20 protein-coding genes and 1 riboswitch are annotated in these 17,576 nt (G+C 46.2%); of the genes, 19 read left to right on the forward strand and 1 reads right to left on the reverse strand.

Annotation, left to right across the window (positions count from 1 at the left end; genetic code table 11):
- Positions 1 to 2 precede the first annotated feature (2 nt).
- The 3 genes from Q4488_RS01905 to Q4488_RS01915 all read left to right on the forward strand — a co-directional run bounded on the left by Q4488_RS01905 (position 3) and on the right by Q4488_RS01915 (position 2,853).
- Positions 3 to 788, forward strand: a complete 786-nt coding sequence (locus Q4488_RS01905; RefSeq protein WP_303578756.1) for a fumarylacetoacetate hydrolase family protein — start codon at positions 3 to 5, stop codon at positions 786 to 788.
- Positions 789 to 799: 11 nt separating this feature from the next.
- Positions 800 to 2,320 (forward strand): 5-carboxymethyl-2-hydroxymuconate semialdehyde dehydrogenase, encoded by a 1,521-nt coding sequence (gene hpaE, locus Q4488_RS01910; RefSeq protein WP_303578757.1) that lies wholly within the window; start codon positions 800 to 802, stop codon positions 2,318 to 2,320.
- A gap of 143 nt (positions 2,321 to 2,463) precedes the next feature.
- Positions 2,464 to 2,853 (forward strand): 5-carboxymethyl-2-hydroxymuconate Delta-isomerase, encoded by a 390-nt coding sequence (locus Q4488_RS01915; RefSeq protein ID WP_303578758.1) that lies wholly within the window; start codon positions 2,464 to 2,466, stop codon positions 2,851 to 2,853.
- A 154-nt stretch (positions 2,854 to 3,007) separates the two neighbouring features.
- Here the strand turns inward: Q4488_RS01915 and Q4488_RS01920 are convergent, their stop codons facing one another.
- On the reverse strand, positions 3,008 to 3,880 hold the full coding sequence (locus tag Q4488_RS01920; protein WP_303578759.1) for a carboxylate/amino acid/amine transporter: 873 nt from the start codon (positions 3,878 to 3,880) through the stop codon (positions 3,008 to 3,010).
- A gap of 255 nt (positions 3,881 to 4,135) precedes the next feature.
- Positions 4,136 to 4,284, forward strand: a riboswitch (FMN riboswitch).
- A gap of 109 nt (positions 4,285 to 4,393) precedes the next feature.
- On the opposite strand from Q4488_RS01920, the gene Q4488_RS01925 reads away from it, so the two are divergent.
- From Q4488_RS01925 to Q4488_RS02000, 16 genes are all read left to right on the forward strand, one after another.
- The gene (locus tag Q4488_RS01925) at positions 4,394 to 4,882 is read left to right on the forward strand and encodes a 6,7-dimethyl-8-ribityllumazine synthase (RefSeq protein WP_303578760.1); all 489 of its coding nucleotides are present in this window, start codon (positions 4,394 to 4,396) and stop codon (positions 4,880 to 4,882) included.
- 822 nt (positions 4,883 to 5,704) lie between these two features.
- Positions 5,705 to 6,166, forward strand: coding sequence for a hypothetical protein (locus Q4488_RS01930; protein ID WP_303578761.1), 462 nt, complete (start codon positions 5,705 to 5,707; stop codon positions 6,164 to 6,166).
- Complete coding sequence (locus tag Q4488_RS01935) at positions 6,159 to 6,485, forward strand: hypothetical protein (protein ID WP_303578762.1); 327 nt, start codon at positions 6,159 to 6,161, stop codon at positions 6,483 to 6,485. Before Q4488_RS01930 ends, Q4488_RS01935 begins: the two co-directional genes overlap by 8 nt.
- A 298-nt stretch (positions 6,486 to 6,783) precedes the next feature.
- Positions 6,784 to 7,245: an excalibur calcium-binding domain-containing protein gene (locus Q4488_RS01940; protein WP_303578763.1), complete on the forward strand. Its 462-nt coding sequence runs from the start codon at positions 6,784 to 6,786 to the stop codon at positions 7,243 to 7,245.
- Between the two features lie 49 nt (positions 7,246 to 7,294).
- Positions 7,295 to 7,615: an MliC family protein gene (locus Q4488_RS01945; protein ID WP_303578764.1), complete on the forward strand. Its 321-nt coding sequence runs from the start codon at positions 7,295 to 7,297 to the stop codon at positions 7,613 to 7,615.
- A 34-nt stretch (positions 7,616 to 7,649) separates the two neighbouring features.
- Positions 7,650 to 7,835: a hypothetical protein gene (locus Q4488_RS01950; protein ID WP_303578765.1), complete on the forward strand. Its 186-nt coding sequence runs from the start codon at positions 7,650 to 7,652 to the stop codon at positions 7,833 to 7,835.
- Between the two features lie 346 nt (positions 7,836 to 8,181).
- Complete coding sequence (locus Q4488_RS01955) at positions 8,182 to 9,516, forward strand: ferric reductase-like transmembrane domain-containing protein (RefSeq protein ID WP_303578766.1); 1,335 nt, start codon at positions 8,182 to 8,184, stop codon at positions 9,514 to 9,516.
- A 228-nt stretch (positions 9,517 to 9,744) separates the two neighbouring features.
- A complete protein-coding gene (locus tag Q4488_RS01960) occupies positions 9,745 to 10,896 on the forward strand; it encodes an iron-containing alcohol dehydrogenase (protein WP_303578767.1) in 1,152 nt (383 codons plus the stop codon).
- A gap of 821 nt (positions 10,897 to 11,717) precedes the next feature.
- Positions 11,718 to 13,265 carry a DASS family sodium-coupled anion symporter gene (locus Q4488_RS01965; RefSeq protein ID WP_303578768.1) on the forward strand — a complete coding sequence of 516 codons (1,548 nt, stop codon included), beginning with the start codon at positions 11,718 to 11,720 and terminating at the stop codon, positions 13,263 to 13,265.
- Positions 13,266 to 13,573: 308 nt separating this feature from the next.
- A complete protein-coding gene (locus Q4488_RS01970) occupies positions 13,574 to 14,023 on the forward strand; it encodes a DUF302 domain-containing protein (RefSeq protein WP_303578769.1) in 450 nt (149 codons plus the stop codon).
- 452 nt (positions 14,024 to 14,475) lie between these two features.
- Positions 14,476 to 14,859 (forward strand): hypothetical protein, encoded by a 384-nt coding sequence (locus Q4488_RS01975; RefSeq protein ID WP_303578770.1) that lies wholly within the window; start codon positions 14,476 to 14,478, stop codon positions 14,857 to 14,859.
- A 41-nt stretch (positions 14,860 to 14,900) separates the two neighbouring features.
- Positions 14,901 to 15,500 (forward strand): M15 family metallopeptidase, encoded by a 600-nt coding sequence (locus Q4488_RS01980; RefSeq protein ID WP_303578771.1) that lies wholly within the window; start codon positions 14,901 to 14,903, stop codon positions 15,498 to 15,500.
- A gap of 105 nt (positions 15,501 to 15,605) precedes the next feature.
- Positions 15,606 to 16,118, forward strand: a complete 513-nt coding sequence (locus Q4488_RS01985; protein ID WP_303578772.1) for a hypothetical protein — start codon at positions 15,606 to 15,608, stop codon at positions 16,116 to 16,118.
- Positions 16,119 to 16,275: 157 nt separating this feature from the next.
- Positions 16,276 to 16,608 (forward strand): YnfA family protein, encoded by a 333-nt coding sequence (locus tag Q4488_RS01990; RefSeq protein WP_303578773.1) that lies wholly within the window; start codon positions 16,276 to 16,278, stop codon positions 16,606 to 16,608.
- 51 nt (positions 16,609 to 16,659) lie between these two features.
- Entirely contained in the window at positions 16,660 to 16,962 is a 303-nt protein-coding gene (locus tag Q4488_RS01995) for a DUF1272 domain-containing protein (RefSeq protein ID WP_303578774.1), read from the forward strand.
- Between the two features lie 22 nt (positions 16,963 to 16,984).
- Positions 16,985 to 17,554, forward strand: a complete 570-nt coding sequence (locus Q4488_RS02000) for a DinB family protein (RefSeq protein WP_303578775.1) — start codon at positions 16,985 to 16,987, stop codon at positions 17,552 to 17,554.
- Positions 17,555 to 17,576 lie beyond the last annotated feature (22 nt).

Here is a 17,576-nt window from a genome sequence, read left to right on the forward strand (position 1 = left end):
AAATGAAACACGCACGCGTACTTTTTAATGGCTCCGAGCTGGATGTAACGGTTGAAGATTCTTTTGCTGAAACGGGCCTGCTGAAATCAAAAGTTGATGGTCAGTTGATCAATGAAGCTGATGTGACTTGGCTGTCACCGATTAAAGAGCCAGGCACTATTTTTGCCTTGGGTCTTAACTATGCGGATCACGCCGCCGAGTTGGCCTTCGAGCCACCGAAGGAGCCATTGGTGTTCCTGAAGGGGGCCAACACGCTGACCGGCCATAAGCAAAACGCTTACCGTCCCGACAATATCGAGTTCCAACACTATGAGTGTGAGCTGGTGGCAGTGATCGGTAAAGAGGGCAAGAATATCGCCCGTGAAGATGCGATGGATTACATTGCCGGTTATACCGTGTGTAATGATTTCGCCATCCGTGATTATTTGGAAAACTACTACCGTCCTAATCTGCGAGTTAAGAGCCGCGATTCACTTTGCCCAATCGGTCCATGGTTGATTGACAAAGATGACGTAGGCGATATCAGCAACCTGAAACTGACCACTCATGTGAATGGTGAGTTGACGCAGGAAGGCACCACCGCCGATATCATTTTTGATGTACCTTTTTTGGTGGAATACCTGAGTAAGATTATGACCCTGAAACCCGGTGATATGATTGCCACCGGTACGCCAAAAGGTCTGAAAGATATGCAGCCAGGTGACACAGTGGTGTGTGAAATTGAGAAGGTAGGGGCGTTGGTAACGAATATCGTATCCGAGCAAACATTCTACGGCGACAAGTATTGAGGGATAGATTGATGAGTGCACAATTACAAGAGAATATCGCTAAGGCCGAAGGTTATTTAGCACGTTTTAAAGACAACACGCTGGGTCATTTCATCAACGGTGAATGGACGCTGGGTAGCGGTGAAACCTTCGATAACACCACACCGTTTGATCAAAGCTATCTGGGTAAAGTGGCAGCGGCGTCTGAAGATGATGTGAATGCGGCTTGTGAAGCGGCGGCAGCGGCAGCGGCGAGTTGGGCGGCCACACCGGGGGCAGAGCGTCGTAAAATCCTACACCGTCTGGGTGATGAGCTAGAAAAACGCGCAGAAGAGATCGCCATGGTTGAAGCAATGGATTGTGGTCAGGCGCTGCGTTTCATGCGTCAGGCAGCGGTTCGTGGTGCGGCTAACTTTCGTTTCTTCGCTGATCAAGCTCCTGAAGCACGTAACGGTTTGTCTTTGCATCAAGCAGAACACACTAACTTCACCGTGCGTAGCCCGATCGGTCCTGTGGCGGTGATTACGCCGTGGAACACGCCGTTCATGCTGTCGACTTGGAAAATCGCGCCAGCACTGGCATCCGGATGTACTGTGGTACATAAACCAGCAGAACTGAGCCCGCTGACCGCTTCTATCTTGGCAGAATGTGCCGATGCTGCCGGTTTACCGAAAGGCGTTTGGAACATGGTTAACGGTTTTGGCACCGTGGCGGGTAAAGCGCTAACACAACATCCGGCCATTAAAGCAGTGGCGTTGGTCGGTGATTCTGCGACGGGTAAGCTGATTCAGGCGCAAACGGCACAAACCTTGAAGCGTTTACACCTTGAGCTGGGTGGCAAAAACCCAGTGATCGTGTTTGATGATGCGGACTTTGAACGTGCCCTCGATGCGACTGTTTTCATGATCTACAGCCTCAATGGTCAGCGTTGCACCAGCTCTAGCCGTCTATTGATTCAGAGTGGTATCAAGGATAAATTCTTAGCGGCCCTGAAAGAGCGGGTTGCTAACATCAAAGTCGGCCATCCTCTCGACCCTGAAACGGAAGTCGGCCCGCTGGTACATACCGGTCACTATGAAAAAGTGACTAGCTACTTTGAAATTGCTAAGCAGGATGGTGCCACTATTGCCGTTGGTGGTAAATCACTGCGCGATGAGATGGGCCCGGGTAACTTCGTCACCCCAACCCTGTTTGTCGATGCGAAAAACACCATGCGTATCGCTCAGGAAGAGATCTTTGGTCCTGTGTTGACTGCTATCGAATTCGACACCGAGGAAGAAGCGATTCAACTGGCCAACGAAACGGTTTACGGTCTGGCTGGTTATATTTGGACTAGCAATACCGGTCGTGCCATGCGTATGGCTCACTCGGTTGAAGCGGGTATGCTGTGGGTTAACTCGGAAAACAACCGTAACCTGCCATCACCTTTCGGTGGTGTGAAAATGTCCGGTATCGGCCGTGACGGTGGTGATTGGAGCTTTGATTTCTATATGGAAACCAAAAACGTCTGTATCGCTCATGACACCCATAAGGTGCCTGTACTCGGTCGCTAATTAAGCGACCGATTGACGCATCTGATATCGACAGCTGGCTGAGATACTCTCTTTGCCAGCTTTTTCCGTCTTTAGGTAGCATGATGCTGGGTGATTTTGAACCTAGTGTGAAGCAAAAGCGGACACATTAATCGGAGTAAGTTATGCCTCATTTCATTATGGAATATTCAGCCAACCTAGACGATGATCTAGATATTCCAGCCCTGTTTGAAAAGCTCAATGAAACCGCCATCGCCACCGGCGTCTTCCCTATCGGTGGTATTCGCACACGGGCTGTTCGTTGCGAACATTTTCGCGTAGGCGAAGGTGACCCAGATAACACTTTTGTGCACCTTACCGCGAAAGTGGGTTCGGGTCGTACCCCTGAAGTCCTCAAAGCCGCCTCAGACGCTATCTTTGAAACCTTTAGTGTCAGCCTAAAACCGGTTTTTGATCGTCGCTGGATGAGCGTTGGTTTTGAAATGATTGAGCTACACCCCGAGCGCAACTATCGGATGAACAACATCCATAAAAAACTGGCTGATAACGCTTAAACGGACCCTGTCAAAGTGACATCAGCTCGGTTTGCCGGACAACCTTTTATCGTCTGAGATGTTTGATCTGATAAAAGGTTGTGTCTTTTTGATAGTGTAGCTGTATGTATATGAGTCTTGTTAATAATGGCTTAGGAGTCGTGGTCAATTAACCTTAAGCGGTTTTTGCTTGTTGTATTCGTTGATTGAATTTATCGTTTACCACCAAGGCTAACAAGATGATGCCGCCACCGATAGATAAGCGCAAAATATCTGCATCGCGGTTCCAGAAAAGGACGTTAACTAAGATTCCGGCAGGGATGAGTAAATTGTTGGCGACCGCTAATGTGCCAACACTCACCTGCGTTGCGCCTTTATTCCAGGCGAAATAACCCAAGCCTGATGCTACAACACCCAAATAGGTCAAAATTGACCACTGAAGTGTGGTGGTGGGGAGTTTCTCGGGGTTGCCTAGCATCAGGTAGCAAGGGATAACGACGGCCAAAGCCCCCATAAAAAACCAACCAAATACTGTGCGCTGAGGTAGGTCTGGACGCTCTTTGGCAATGATACGCTTGTACGCCACTTGTCCTGATGCAAAGCAGAGATTAGCCCCTTGAACAATCAATAGGCCTGTTAAGAAGCCTTCATCAATACCCTGATAACGGATGGTAATCGCACCGACCACTGCGAGTAATGCGCTGATGACAAAGCCAATATTAAGCCGTCGATCCAGTAAATCATTTAGCAGGGTGATGTAAATGGGCGTCATGACTGTAAATAATAAGACTTCGGGTACTGATAGATAGAGAAAGGACTGATAATAAAAGCCATACATAATGCCCAGTTGGAACGCGCCACATACCATCAGTTGTAAGGCCATTTTAGGCTTGATTTGACGTAGCTTTAAAAACGGCAAGAAAATGATGGTAGCGAGTGCGACGCGCATCAATACAGAAAACCAAGCATCGACTTGTCCTGCAAGATAAACACCGATCAAGCTGAAAGAAAACGCCCACAAAAAGGTGACGGCAATAAGCATTGGCATGACAATCAGTTCCGCATAGATAAAGTGGCGCTCAGTTTAACGATTTCTCCAATTTGGGTAAATCTGTTTACTTAAATAATTCGCAAAGGTGACAGAAGGTTATTTATTGATCGCTTCTTTGTTGAAAGCTAATCCTGTATATCTTCGGTATTAAGATATAGTGCTGTCCTTGTTTATTTTCTTAGCCAATGTTAACTGTGGCTTTGACATGACGCGATAAAAACACGTATATTTGCTGCCGTCGAATTGTTTCGATTTCGTTCTCGGGGCGGGGTGAAACTCCCCACCGGCGGTAAAGAATTATTTCTAAGCCCGCGAGCGCCTTTAAGATTGTTCTTTTAGGGTCAGCAGATCTGGTGTGACTCCAGAGCCGACGGTGATAGTCCGGATGATAGGGAACGTGTCAGATAAAATATCCAACTGAGCCGCTTATTAGTGGCTTAGCTGACGTGCTATAAGCAGTATTTTCCTGTCCGTTCGCCCTGATTCTCCTTTTATTTATGGGTTTTTACAATGAATCAGAGCTCAACGAATTTCACTATTGCAAAACAACGAATTGCTTTTCTACATGCGACTTGGCATGAAGAGATCGTTCTCAATTGCTTGAATGGATTTAAACAAGAGTTAACTACGCGCGGTTATGATGCATCGCTGATTGAGGTGATTGCAGTACCCGGTGCTTTTGAAATTCCATTACAAGCGAAACTGCTGGCAAAAAGTGGTCAATATGCCGCCATTGCATGCAGTGGGTTGGTGGTTGATGGTGGTATTTATCGCCATGACTTTGTGGCACAAGCTGTCTGCAGCGGCTTAATGCAAGTTCAATTAGAAACAGAGGTGCCGGTTTTAACCGCGGTACTCACGCCCCATCACTTTCATGAACATGATGAACATAAAGATTATTTCTCGCGTCATTTTATAAAGAAGGGTGTTGAGCTAGCACATGCGTGTGATCAGGCGATTCAGTTAACCGCAAACGCGAAGAAAGCATTAGTCAGTTAAGCGTCTATGGATAATATGGCGTTGCTACCGTCAGGGTCTGTCGACGTCATCTATCATATTAATCGTACACGGATCGCTATAGAAAACTCATTAATATTGCCGTGTCTGTCCCATCACAACTCATCTCAATTAGATGATTATACTTTAACAAGCTCGGCCGAATTTTTGCCGCCTATAGCGAAGCGAATCTTTTTTAAAGATCCCCATAGTGTGAAGACACATATGCCTGAGTGTATCGGTTGCTTCGCCAATTATATCGGCAACGACCGCAGCGGCCGTTGTTCTACGATTATAGGTATTTTGCAGTAACTCTGGTTAACATCAAGAGCGTTCCACGCTGTTAAATAAAGTCGGACGCAATAGTAGCGGTATGACCCCTTTATAACAGGTAAAGCGATATCCTAATCTTTACTTGAGCTAAAGCTGTGTCCCAATTGTCACGTCTACTGACTCTATCGTTATCGTGAAAAGGGGTGACTGGTTAATCTTTCGTTGCAATAAGCTGGGCATGAAGAATGTGCTATTCCGCTGTTTGAAGGAAACTTTGCGCGGATCTGACCGGTTGAAAAGAGCCAGTTAAGAAGTGCCTGTCCCAATTGAATCTTGATAGTCAGCTATAGTGTATGGGTGGAGTGGGCTATTTTGGGCTACATTGTTGGATAACGGGTGGGATTGAGGGCAAGAGTGAAGCGTTATTATTCAGGCTTTGTTCCCTTATCCCTGTGTCGCAAGATAACAGGCCACCTTATCTAGACAATAGTGAACATGCTGACATGTTGATCAACATGTTACGTTTCAATTTCATAAGTTATGGAGAAACGAATGAATCAGCGATATATAGCAAAATTATATGCCGTTTTCTTACTGCTGTTGTTATATGGCTGTACACCGCTTATTGGCCCTCATAGCCCTGCGGCCTATGAGAACGCCACCTCACTCAAGGCTGAAGTTTTAACCGTCCTGAGTAAAGCGAATACACCCTATGCGGATAATGAAGCTGCGATTGACGTGATCAAACTTAAAGCGGAAATGGCATACGAGTTTGTCAAAGGTGTGCCCGGTAGTCAGCAGTCTGCTAAGCAGTGGGAGATACTGAAAGATCCTGAGGGTGATCTTTTAGGTCAATTCTTCAAACGTTGGCAGCAGCGGGGCAGCCTTTCTGACATTCTTATTCAAGAATATAAGGCGTTAGCGGCGGATGCATTTGACGAGATTATTTGCTTAGAAGCCAATAAGAAGGAAGCGACAGACTGCATCGTAAGAGGAGCACCTAATAATGGCTGATTTCGATGATTTTTTAGCAGCATTAAAAGACAACGCCGAAGTATTAGCAAAAGAGATCTTTGATGGTTATAAGGATCAAGCAAAGCAGGATGCCGAGGCATTTATTGATAAAGCCAAAGATGACCTAGAACGCTGGACGCGTCTACTTGCCAAGGGTGATATTAACGAGGAAGACTTTAGCGATCTCGTCAATGCTAAAAAGGCGCTGGCGGAAATGTTTGCACTTCGTCAAGCGGGTCTCTCGCTGATTAAGTTAGAAAAATTTCGTAAAGGTTTTATCAATCTGGTGGTCGATACGGCCTTTGAGGTTTTTGTTTAATTCCCTTCAGTACTTGGTCGCTAGGGCGCGGTGAGTTTATTCTACCGGCTGCATTCTAGGTGGCTCTAATCTAATGATCAACGATCGCAGGATGAGGTGTGTTTGTGCCTATCCTGTGGTGACCTCGGTTACGCGTGAAGAAAAACTCATACCTTGCAGGCCTTCGATCATTATTTCGACTACAATATTCGCCGTTCAATCGACTGTATGGTAAGCAAAGCCGGAAATTCGCACGCCATACTTGATTCAACAAAACGTTATCCTGCCATTCTTCATAGCGCATACAAAAGGAAATCGTATGACAGAGCTAGGGCTATACCTCGGCCTTCTTATATTAATTATTGGCGCAATCGGTTTGATTATTGCTGCTTTCAGAACAAGCATTCTCTGGGGATTAGCTGTTTTATTTCTTTGGCCCTTTTCCATCTTTTATGTGATTTTTCACTGGCAAGAGGCAAAAGGCGCATTCAAGCTACAAGTGTTTGGTTTTCTACTCCTTTTCGTCTGCGCTCTTATCAATGAGGACGGGACGTCTTCAGCGGTTAACGTTATTCGATCGGATGGGGGGTATTTTGGGTCAAACCCGACTCGTAATTCTATATCTGATGTTACACATCAACGGTTCAAATGCGATGGGCGGCAGCACTGTAGTCAAATGCATTCGAGAGCTGAGGCGATATTCTTCATCAACAACTGTCCTAACACGAAGATGGATGGTGATCACGACGGTCGGCCTTGCGAAAATGATTCTAGATTTTAAGCTATCACTGCTCACCGTGTTATTACGTTTGTTATGAGGAAAGTATTCAATGACGCGTTGTTTTAAGCCGATGAGTGGGGTCGTCATTGCATGGCTAATGGTTGGCTGTACGCATATACCACCGTTGCCTGACTCACAGCATTACCATGAAGTTTTATATCAATGTGAGCGAGGTAGCGCGATGGTTCATTTCTATCTGCAACAATCTCGGGCGCTGCTGATCCGTGACAATCATACAATTGAATTACGACAGGAACCGGCCGCGTCCGGTTTTCGCTATAGCAATGTCAAAGTCACTATCAGAGGCAAAGGTGATCGAATGTCACTCGAAATAGGGCGGATGATGCCGATTGCTTGTGAAGCTGAATAGGGACTCGCTTAATCGATTATTGTCTTGGGGTTTAATGTCTTATCAGGCGGGTGAAGAGCTGGACAAAGGCACATTGAGAAGTGTGTTAACCCAGTATGAAGAGGAGCCTTTACCCGTAAATATCATTCATATGGAAGGTCGTCGGGTTAATGCGAAAACTCGACGTTTTATCGATTTGGCTGTGCAGACCTTAAAGCAGAACCCTTTTATTATTTCATAACCTTCCTGCGGCATGTTGCGCTGAAGGTTTGCGACTTTCTCAAGCCGTTATTTTAAGAGCTTATTTTGAATGCCTGTCCTAAGTGTCAGTTCAAGTGTCAAAGGTTGTTGTGTATCAATGCGGGCGAGGTGTTTTTACCTTATCGTTCCTAAGGTGTTGTGCTCCTTAGCAAAACTTTACATAACCTTACATGAAAGGGCTCATTTGTGTTGTGACGAGCCGTGTAGAATAGGGTTCCGGATTTGAACAAGGGAGCAAGGCGGATGCTTCTTTCTCTTTGTCTGCCCGGTATGCATCGGTATTCTCTATCGGTGTTTTAAATGGAATTTACTGAAGACGATCGATCATGAAACAGATTAAAATTTTCTTTGTTGCGTTGTTGTTGATATTGACTGCGGTATGGCTGTTGGCTGATAGCTTACTCCCAGAACCGTTCACTTATTTCAGTTTTCGTCATGTGTTTGTGCAATACAGTGGTGTGATTGCCATCGGCGTGATGAGTATTGCCATGATGTTAGCGTTACGGCCGAAATGGCTTGAACCTCATCTTGATGGGTTAGATAAGATGTACCGCTTGCATAAGTGGCTCGGGATTACCGCGTTGGTGGCCTCAGTGATTCACTGGTGGATGGCGCAAGGTACCAAGTGGATGGTGGGATGGGGCTGGTTAGCTAAGCCAGAACGAGGCCCGCGTGGACAAGAAACGCTTGGTTTTATTGAGGGCTTGTTTCGTAGTCAGCGTGGCTTTGCTGAATCGGTGGGCGAATGGGCATTCTATGCCGCTGCTGCCCTAATAGTGTTAGCGCTCATTAAGCGGTTTCCCTATCACTTGTTTATTAAAACGCATCAATTGATCTCTATTGCTTACCTCGTGTTGGCCTACCATGCGTTAATCTTAATCGAATTTGATTATTGGTTGCAGCCTGTGGGTTGGTTGATGGCGCTGTTACTCGCGGGCGGCAGCGTTGCAGCTGTCGTAGCATTGACGGGACGGATAGGCAGAGATCGGAAAGTGACAGGGGCGATTGATGGTCTCATTTATTTCGATGCCTTGCGAACATTAGAGATCAGTGTGCAGCTGAAGCGTGGCTGGCATGGACATCGAGCGGGTCAGTTTGCCTTTGTAACATCCAACCCCAAAGAGGGGGCTCATCCTTATACCATTGCGTCTGCTTGGGATCGTGATGATGGGCATATTGTCTTTATTACTAAGGCTCTGGGGGATCATACCCGACGTTTGCGCAACACGCTTAAGACCGGTATGCCGGTGACTGTGGAGGGGCCCTATGGTTGCTTTGATTTTAACGACCCTCAAGCGCGTCAGATTTGGGTCGGGGCGGGTATTGGCATAACGCCTTTCATTGCACGGCTGAAAGAGTTAGCTAAAATACCGGGTGATAAACCCATCGATCTATTTCATGCGACGGCTGATTATGATCAGTCTGCTATGGATAAATTAACGGCGGATGCTGAGGCGGCAGGGGTTAAACTGCACGTGCTGGTGAGTGGCAGAGATGGCCGTTTGGATTGTAATCGAATCTGTCAAATAGTGTCTCAGTGGCAGTCTGCCAGCGTGTGGTTTTGCGGCCCCTCTGGATTCGGTTCCTCGCTACGAAAAGATTTTTTGGCGCAAGGTTTATCCGCTAAACACTATCATCAAGAACTGTTTCAGATGCGCTAGATTGGCGTTGATGGCGTGAATGACTAGGGTGTAACGCAGGCTAAAAATACAGTCGCTTGCTGGCCTAGAAAAAGGCTGACAAACGGCGAATTTAGTTGTCATAATAAGATCATAGATTTTTTGCGCGTTGCATGGTCTAGGTCAACAAACTATTGTCATTAACCGGCTATAGTTGCAAGCTTGAGTTGTATTTTAGAATTGTATTTTCAATAAAGGGATTGTTTTAATATGTCTATTCATGAATTTTTTGTTCCTAATGTATCCCTAATGGGCGAAGGCTGTTTTGGTAAATTGCCTGAGCGGGTAAAAATGCTGGGCGGTAAAAAGCCGTTAATCGTTGCAGATAAAGGTATGACGGGTTTAGGTTATACCGCTCGCCTCACCGAGCTGTTACAAAGTGCAGATATTGCCAGCGTTGTGTATGACGATACGGTGCCTAACCCAACGGATACTAATGTCGCCGAAGGTTTGACTGTTTACAATGAGAATGGCTGCGATATGTTGATCTCATTGGGTGGCGGTAGCGCACATGATTGCTGTAAAGGTATCGGTCTTGTTGCCTCCAGTGGTGGTACGATTCATGATTATGAAGGTCTAGATCAGGCGACAGCGCCACTACCTCCTTATATTGCGGTCAATACAACGGCGGGTACGGCGAGTGAAATGACGCGTTTCACTATTATTACCAATACCTCAAATCACGTTAAAATGGCAATTGTTGACTGGCGCGTAACCCCCGATGTAGCGATTAATGATCCTGCGTTAATGGTTGATATGCCACCCGCATTGACGGCAGCTACCGGTATGGATGCGCTGACTCATGCGGTTGAAGCTTATGTTTCGACGGCAGCAACACCGATTACCGATGCGTGTGCAATGCAGGCGATTCGTCTGATTGGTAAATACCTGCGTAACGCCGTTGCTCGTGGCGATGATATGGAAGCCCGCGATAAGATGGCCTATGCAGAATACCTTGCTGGTATGGCGTTCAATAATGCTAGCTTGGGTTATGTACATGCGATGGCGCATCAACTCGGCGGTATGTATAACCTGCCTCACGGTGTATGTAATGCTTTGCTACTGCCGCATGTTTGTCGTGTAAATATGATTGCGGCCACTGAACGTTTCGCTGATATCGCAGATGCCTTAGGCGAAGTAACAGATGGCCTATCTGAGCGTGATGCTGCGCTGTTGGCAATCGATGCGATTGAAACCTTGGGTCAAGATGTCGGTATTCCTCGCACATTGGGTGAGTTGGGTGTTAAGAGTGAAGATATTGATACGATGGTGGGTAATGCGCAGAAAGATGTTTGCTGCCTGACTAATCCTCGTAAACTGAGTGATGCCGAAGTGGCTGCGATCTTCCAGTCTGCACTATAAGTCTGTATTAAGTCTGTATTATTAATCAGTCTTGCTTAAAAACTAAACACCCGGGTGGATTACTTCACTCGGGTGTTTTTTTAACTTAGCCGTAGCGTTATAAACATTAGCGGGTAATCAGCTACCCTCTTTGATTGACTCTGTCTAGTCTATCTGCTGCTACTTAGATAAGACTTTTATGAACATAGTTCTCTGCTATCACCGCATTGCTTGATGGTATTGATAGGCTTAAGCGGAGATAGCCGCTATTTCGATGCACTTTTCACCGTGCTGATGGCCTTGTATAGCTTTATTAATCCGTTTAGTCATTCTCTTTCGTTGCTACTGTTGTTACTACTGTTGTTACGACTGTTGTTGTTAATGATGCTGCTGTGGTTGGACGAGGCATGCTCACATGATTTTTAGGCGAAAAGAGTATGCATTTATTATTGCCTCACGGTGTGTGATTATCGGCGAATAATTGATCGGTGGTTTCGGACAGAACGTGATTAAAGACGAGCCTCGTTGAGCGGCGTGTCGATGTTGATGGTAGGCATATACGGTGCTCAATTATGGCCGCTATTGACTCAAGAGACAGTAAGACTACTAGTCTGAGATCAATTAATCGGCTATTTGTCTGCATTTTCCTTATTTTAAAGCTGTTTTGAGTGATTAATGCTCAGATAATAGCGACGATATATTGTATGATTGCGCGAGGCTGGTGGACAGACCTACAGGTGTGAAATTGATCATATGCGAACGCTTTGATGACCACGAACACCGAACACTATTTTAAAACTAATAATACTGTTAAAACTTAATTTATTCAGAGAGAAGTGCCCATGTCGAATAAAGAAAAGAACGTTCATGCCCATGACGAAGATTTTCTGTCCCCAGGGGATCGCCGTGATCCTGACTACAAAGACCTTGATGAGGTATCACTGATACCGGTATCCGGATTGCGGCTTTTAGGCTTGATCGGCGGGCCAGTAGTGGCCGCCATCATCCTGATGTTTTCTGCCCCAGAGGGTATGCCGCTCGAAGCATGGCGTTTAGTGGCAATGGCTTCTTGGATGGTGATTTGGTGGCTAACTGAAGCGGTGCCTATTCCTGCGACGGCACTGTTGCCGTTAGTGCTAATGCCGTTGTTGAGTATCGATAAAATTAAACCCGTGGCGGCTAATTATGGTCACCCACTGATATTCCTCTTTCTGGGCGGTTTTTTGTTGGCCGCAGCCATGCAGCATGTTGGCTTACATCGTCGCATCGCATTGAAAATTGTCAGTTTAATTGGCACATCACCTTCACGTATTATTCTGGGTTTTATGTTGGCGACGGCCTTTCTGTCGATGTGGATTTCGAACACAGCCACCACCATTATGATGTTTGCTGTCGGTCTATCCGTGATTGATTTTGTGTCTAAGCAAACCGATGATAAGAAAATGGTGCGTAATTTCGGTGTGGCGCTGATGTTATCAATTGCCTATAGCGCCTCAATTGGCGGTGTGGGAACGCTTATTGGTACGCCACCTAACGCGCTGTTGGCGAGCTTTATACAAAACACATATAACATTGAAATCAGCTTTTTTAACTGGATGTTGCTGGGTGTGCCGGTTGTCGTCATTATGTTACCGGTCGCCTGGTTACTGTTAACCCGAGTCTTATTTCCGTCGCATCAGATTGCCATTAAGGACCCCAGTGCGGTTGTAAAGCGTGAATTGTCGGCGTTGGGGATTATGTCTCGCGGCGAAAAATTAGTGGCTGTGGTGTTTTTGTGTGCAGCATTGGGTTGGATCTTCCGTAAGTTTATCGTTGAGCTCACAGGCCTGCCATTGAACGATACCATCATCGCTCTGTTGGCGGCGTTAGTGTTATTTGCGGTGCCTATTTCAGCCAAAAAAGGTCAGTTCGCGTTGGATTGGGAAGCGGCACGTCATGTGCCTTGGGGCGTTTTGTTACTGTTCGGTGGCGGTCTGGCTCTTGCAGGCGGTTTCAAAGGTACAGGTTTAGCAGAGTGGATCGGCAATTCCGTTGCTGGGGTCGAGGTGAGTACACTGGTACTGGTACTGCTGGTTACCGTAGCAATTGTTTACCTGACTGAAATTACATCTAATACAGCATCAACGGCCACTTTTTTACCGATATTAGCAGCGGTCGCTGTGGGGTTGGGATTAGATCCTTTGATACTCTGTGTCCCTGTGGCGCTGGGCGCTTCAATGGCCTTTATGATGCCGGTGGCTACTCCACCTAATGCGATTGTATTCTCTTATGAGTTGATGGAATTAAGAGATATGGTGCGAGCAGGTTTCTTGCTTAATATAGTTGCGATTGCGGTGGCTTTCGGACTCTTTACTCTGCTGGCTGACTTTGTCTTTGGGGTTAGTATTTAAGCGCTACACTTAACGTCGAGCTGCGAATGCAACGATTGCCGCTCGGCGTTTATCTCCGTATATGACTTTTTTCAATGCTTCAGCATACGATTACCGTTAACGTCTCAATCAGCGTATCAAGTTCCGACCTAACTTAACGCGATTTTTCTCTCTATAGATTGAACCAATATTTTTAATTGTATTCTTACTTATAGCAACGAATAACTGATCGTTGGTATGCTAGGCCAGATAATCTAGGGCTGTCTGTTAGTGTTTGAGGCTCTGTAGACTGATGTAATAGGTTCAATATAAATATCAAGGAGTGTCTTATGTTAAAGCGTTATGTGATTGCGCTTACGGCTATTCTCTGGGGTTGTCCAGGGTTTGCCGCCGAGGGAATGGTTAATATTGCTAGCGAATATAGTGTGTCTGAAACGGGTGATCGGTTAGATAAAGTTTTAACTAAAAAAGGCATGACTGTGTTTAACCGAGTGCAACACTCGGAAGCTGCTGCTAAGGTTGATATCAATTTACGCGACACTCAGGTGATTATTTTCGGTAATCCGAAGGTGGGTAGCCCTCTGATGGCCTGTCAGCAAACGGTTGCTATTGATCTGCCACAGAAATATCTCGTTTGGCAGGATGTTAGCGATCAGGTTTGGATCTCCTATAATGATCCGGCTTATCTGCAGAAGCGACACGAGATTGAGGGCTGTGATGCGGTGATCAATAAAGTGGCAAAAGCGCTGTTAGGCATGGCGAGTGCGGCGGCCCAGTAAGCTGTTGCTGTTGTTATAAACGACTGCCATACAATCCTTAACATTGTTAATCGTCTTAAATGCTTACCATGCTCTGTATATTGACGATAAAACAGTGTGATGTTGTGGGGCAGTCAATTTTTTAGCTTCTTCCTATCCATATTTTTAAGTTGTATGTGGTGGCTGCTTTGCGGCCACTATCTTCACAGTCTTCATAGCGCTTTTCGAAGGGCTACCTCCTTATTGCACATCGTTTTAGCGATGTTGACATCGATGTTACCGAGTACGCGCTAAGGTTGATGATCGTCAGCGTATCTGTGTCGGTTAATTTTTTGAACAAATGTTTGAATTGCATCTAGACTTACAGAAACGGCTTAAGTGATTTCGTTAGCTAGACATGTGCTTAGTTGCCGATGTCGATAATCCCTAGAGTAGCTTGGACGTTAGGTTGAGGTTTTACAGAGGCGCTGTGTATGTTGAAACGCTATCTCATCATGTTGCTGATCGGTCTATGGGCCTGTGTCGCGATTGCCGCGGAAGGTGATGACAGTAGCGAGGCATCCATACTAACAACTCAATTAAAGCCTGAATATATTGTTGCTCTTTCCGTGTTAGCAACGGCGGCTTTAGTGCTGATGTGGGGGTTATTTTGGCACTCGGTGGCTAAGTCTCAGGAAAATGTAATGGATATTCTCAGGAGCCCAGCATTTTTTAAAACAGTCACGGTGATGGGCGTGATTGCAGCCACGGTGGTATTAAGTTTGGCAGGCCGCCTCGAGGGAAATATAACGGGAGCCATTTTGAGTGGGATTGCCGGCTATGTTTTGGGGCAACTATCGGGAAAAAATGAAAAATAAACGTGTGAGCGTTAACGCTTTGAAATAAGGGGGCATCTACTATGAAAAGATCCGAAATTGTTCGTTTACAGGAACGTGTGGGGACGTTAGGCGATGGTTTTTGGGGGCCGATGAGTATTGCTGCTTGTCAGCAACATCTTAAGAGTTTGATGCCATCGCCTCATCCATTTCCCATTGAGGGGACGCCTGAATTTATTGAGTTTTTTGGTCCTCACGGCGATAAGCAGTACAGCCCACCACGCAAAAAAATCATCCTGCCATTTACTATTTTTTACGCTGATACGCCGGTAAAAACTCTTTGGGCACATGAACAGTGTGCTGACAGTTTATTACGGGTATTCGAACGGCTAGCAGAGGTTTATCCTGATGACGCTGCACGAGAAGCTGCCGGTATTCTGGTTTACAATGGTTTATATAACCCTAGATTAAAGCGCTACAGCTTAAGCTCATGGTCGATGCATGCGTGGATGAATGCCATTGATATGAATGCCGGTCGAAATGGAAATAAAACGGCTTGGCCGGTCAATGCCTCAATGCCCATCGAGGTGATGGAGTGCTTTGCACGGGAGGGCTGGTTATCTGCCGGTGCCTTTTGGGGGCGTGATGCGATGCATTTTCAAGCCACTGCGCCTAGTGCATGATGAGATCCTGAGTGGAATTAACGCTCTCGGTGACGATGAGTTGATATGATGTATTGTGTTTTAACCGAGTGATGATGCACCGGTACATCGATCTTGGAGTTGAACATGGCCATGATAAGCTGCGATGATTGTCATCAGGCGATCTCGGATAAAGCGGATAGCTGCCTCCATTGTGGTTGCCCAGTTGGGGTTGAGCAGTATGATGACAAGCGACGCATTAAGACCGCATGGGAGGCGGTGAGTCGTGCAAAAACGCCGATCAATCTATTTGCTATCGCGATGATGTGCTGTGCGTCTATTTTAGGGATGAGTGCGACTCAGATTGATAACGCAACGGCGCTAACGGCTTTCACCTATACGTTGCATGTGTTTATGGCGATCACGGGGATGTTTTTCGTTACTATTCTGTTTTGTCGTAAAGGCGTTTATCATCCTGATGATTTAGCCAAAGCCAAACGTGACGGCGTGAGTGATGAGTTGGGGGTTGATCGGCCGCTGATCGCGGCGCTGTTAATTGTCATTATGCTAACGGCTTATGCGGTTTATCAGGCAAAAGCCGCCGAAAGACAGTCGCAGACGTCGACTCAATCGCAGCAGGCCGCTAGCGTTACTGAATAGTGCTAGCTTAGGCTTTAGGTGTATTATGTATCGCACGCTCATGCGAATGCAGCCTGAGTGGAGTAGCTGTCATTGCGATTATGGGTTCAGATTAGTCTTCTCACTGCGGCTCTATGCTAATCATTATTCCCCCCGTTAGATGAGATCGATAAATTCCATGTTTGAGTTAAAAACCCTCGCGCTTTATATCCTCACCGCGGTTGCTGAAATTGTCGGTTGTTATCTGCCATATCTCTGGCTGAAGCAGGATAAAACAATCTGGTTATTACTGCCGGCGGCACTCAGCTTAATGCTGTTTGCTTGGCTATTATCGTTGCATCCGACGGCAGCAGGGCGAGTCTATGCGGCTTACGGTGGCGTTTATATTTTCGTCGCTTTGGTATGGCTTTGGTTGGTAGATGGCATTAAACCCACCGCTTGGGATATGGTCGGTGCCAGTGTGGCATTACTCGGTATGGCGATTATTATGTTTGCTCCTAAATCGGTTTGATCAGTGATAGTTTTACGTACTGTGAAAGTGATATGAGGGTGAGGTGAATGTATGTTAGGGCCGAATTGTGAGTGTTGTGATAAAGACTTGCCACCTGATTCAACAGAGGCTTACATGTGCAGCGATGAATGCACCATTTGCCATGATTGCGTTGTACACCGTTTAGCGAATGTTTGTCCTAATTGTGGAGGTGGTTTTAGTCCGAGGCCAATACGTCCTGCAATAGCGCGTCGAGTAGGGGGGAGTTTGCACCATCAGCCAGCCTCAACGGCACGCATTCATACTCCCTATACCACGGCAGAGTTGAGCGACTGGCGTGATTCAGTTAAAGCGATCAAGCCTGAGGATCGATAAACTAATCAGAAGGGATTTTGTTATGGATATCACAACGCATTTTATACGGCTGGCAGATTATAATCAGCGCATGAATGGTCAGGTCTATGACGCTTGTGCCAAGCTGACGGTTGATCAGTTAAACAGAGATTGTGGTGCGTTTTTTGGGTCTCCACTGGGAATTCTTAACCATATTTTGGTGGGGGATTTACTGTGGTTATTACGCTTTTCGTTACATTCCAAGGGGTATCATTCACTCGCCGAACTTAAGGCTTTGCCGAGTCCAGTGACATTGGATGAGATACTCTTTGCGGATTTAGCCTCCCTTATGGCTGCACGACATCGGGTTGATACGGCCATTAAACAGTGGCTAGTATCCGAAGTTAGCGCTGATGATTTTAACCGTACGTTACGTTATCGCAATTCGAAGGGGCAGGTGAGTGAACGTGAATTCGCCGGGTTAGTCAGCCACTTCTTTAATCATCAAACCCATCACCGTGGTCAGCTATCGACGCTGCTTTTTCAATATGATATCGATGTGGGCGTGACGGATTTATTGATCGATATTCCTGATCTACAGCAGGCTGCGGATCAACAGAGCTTGAGGGATTAATCTTTGTTGGTATGCCGCCAAG

Origin of the sequence: Amphritea sp. 1_MG-2023, from assembly GCF_030547545.1 — a bacterium.
Taxonomy (GTDB): Bacteria; Pseudomonadota; Gammaproteobacteria; order Pseudomonadales; family Balneatricaceae; genus Amphritea.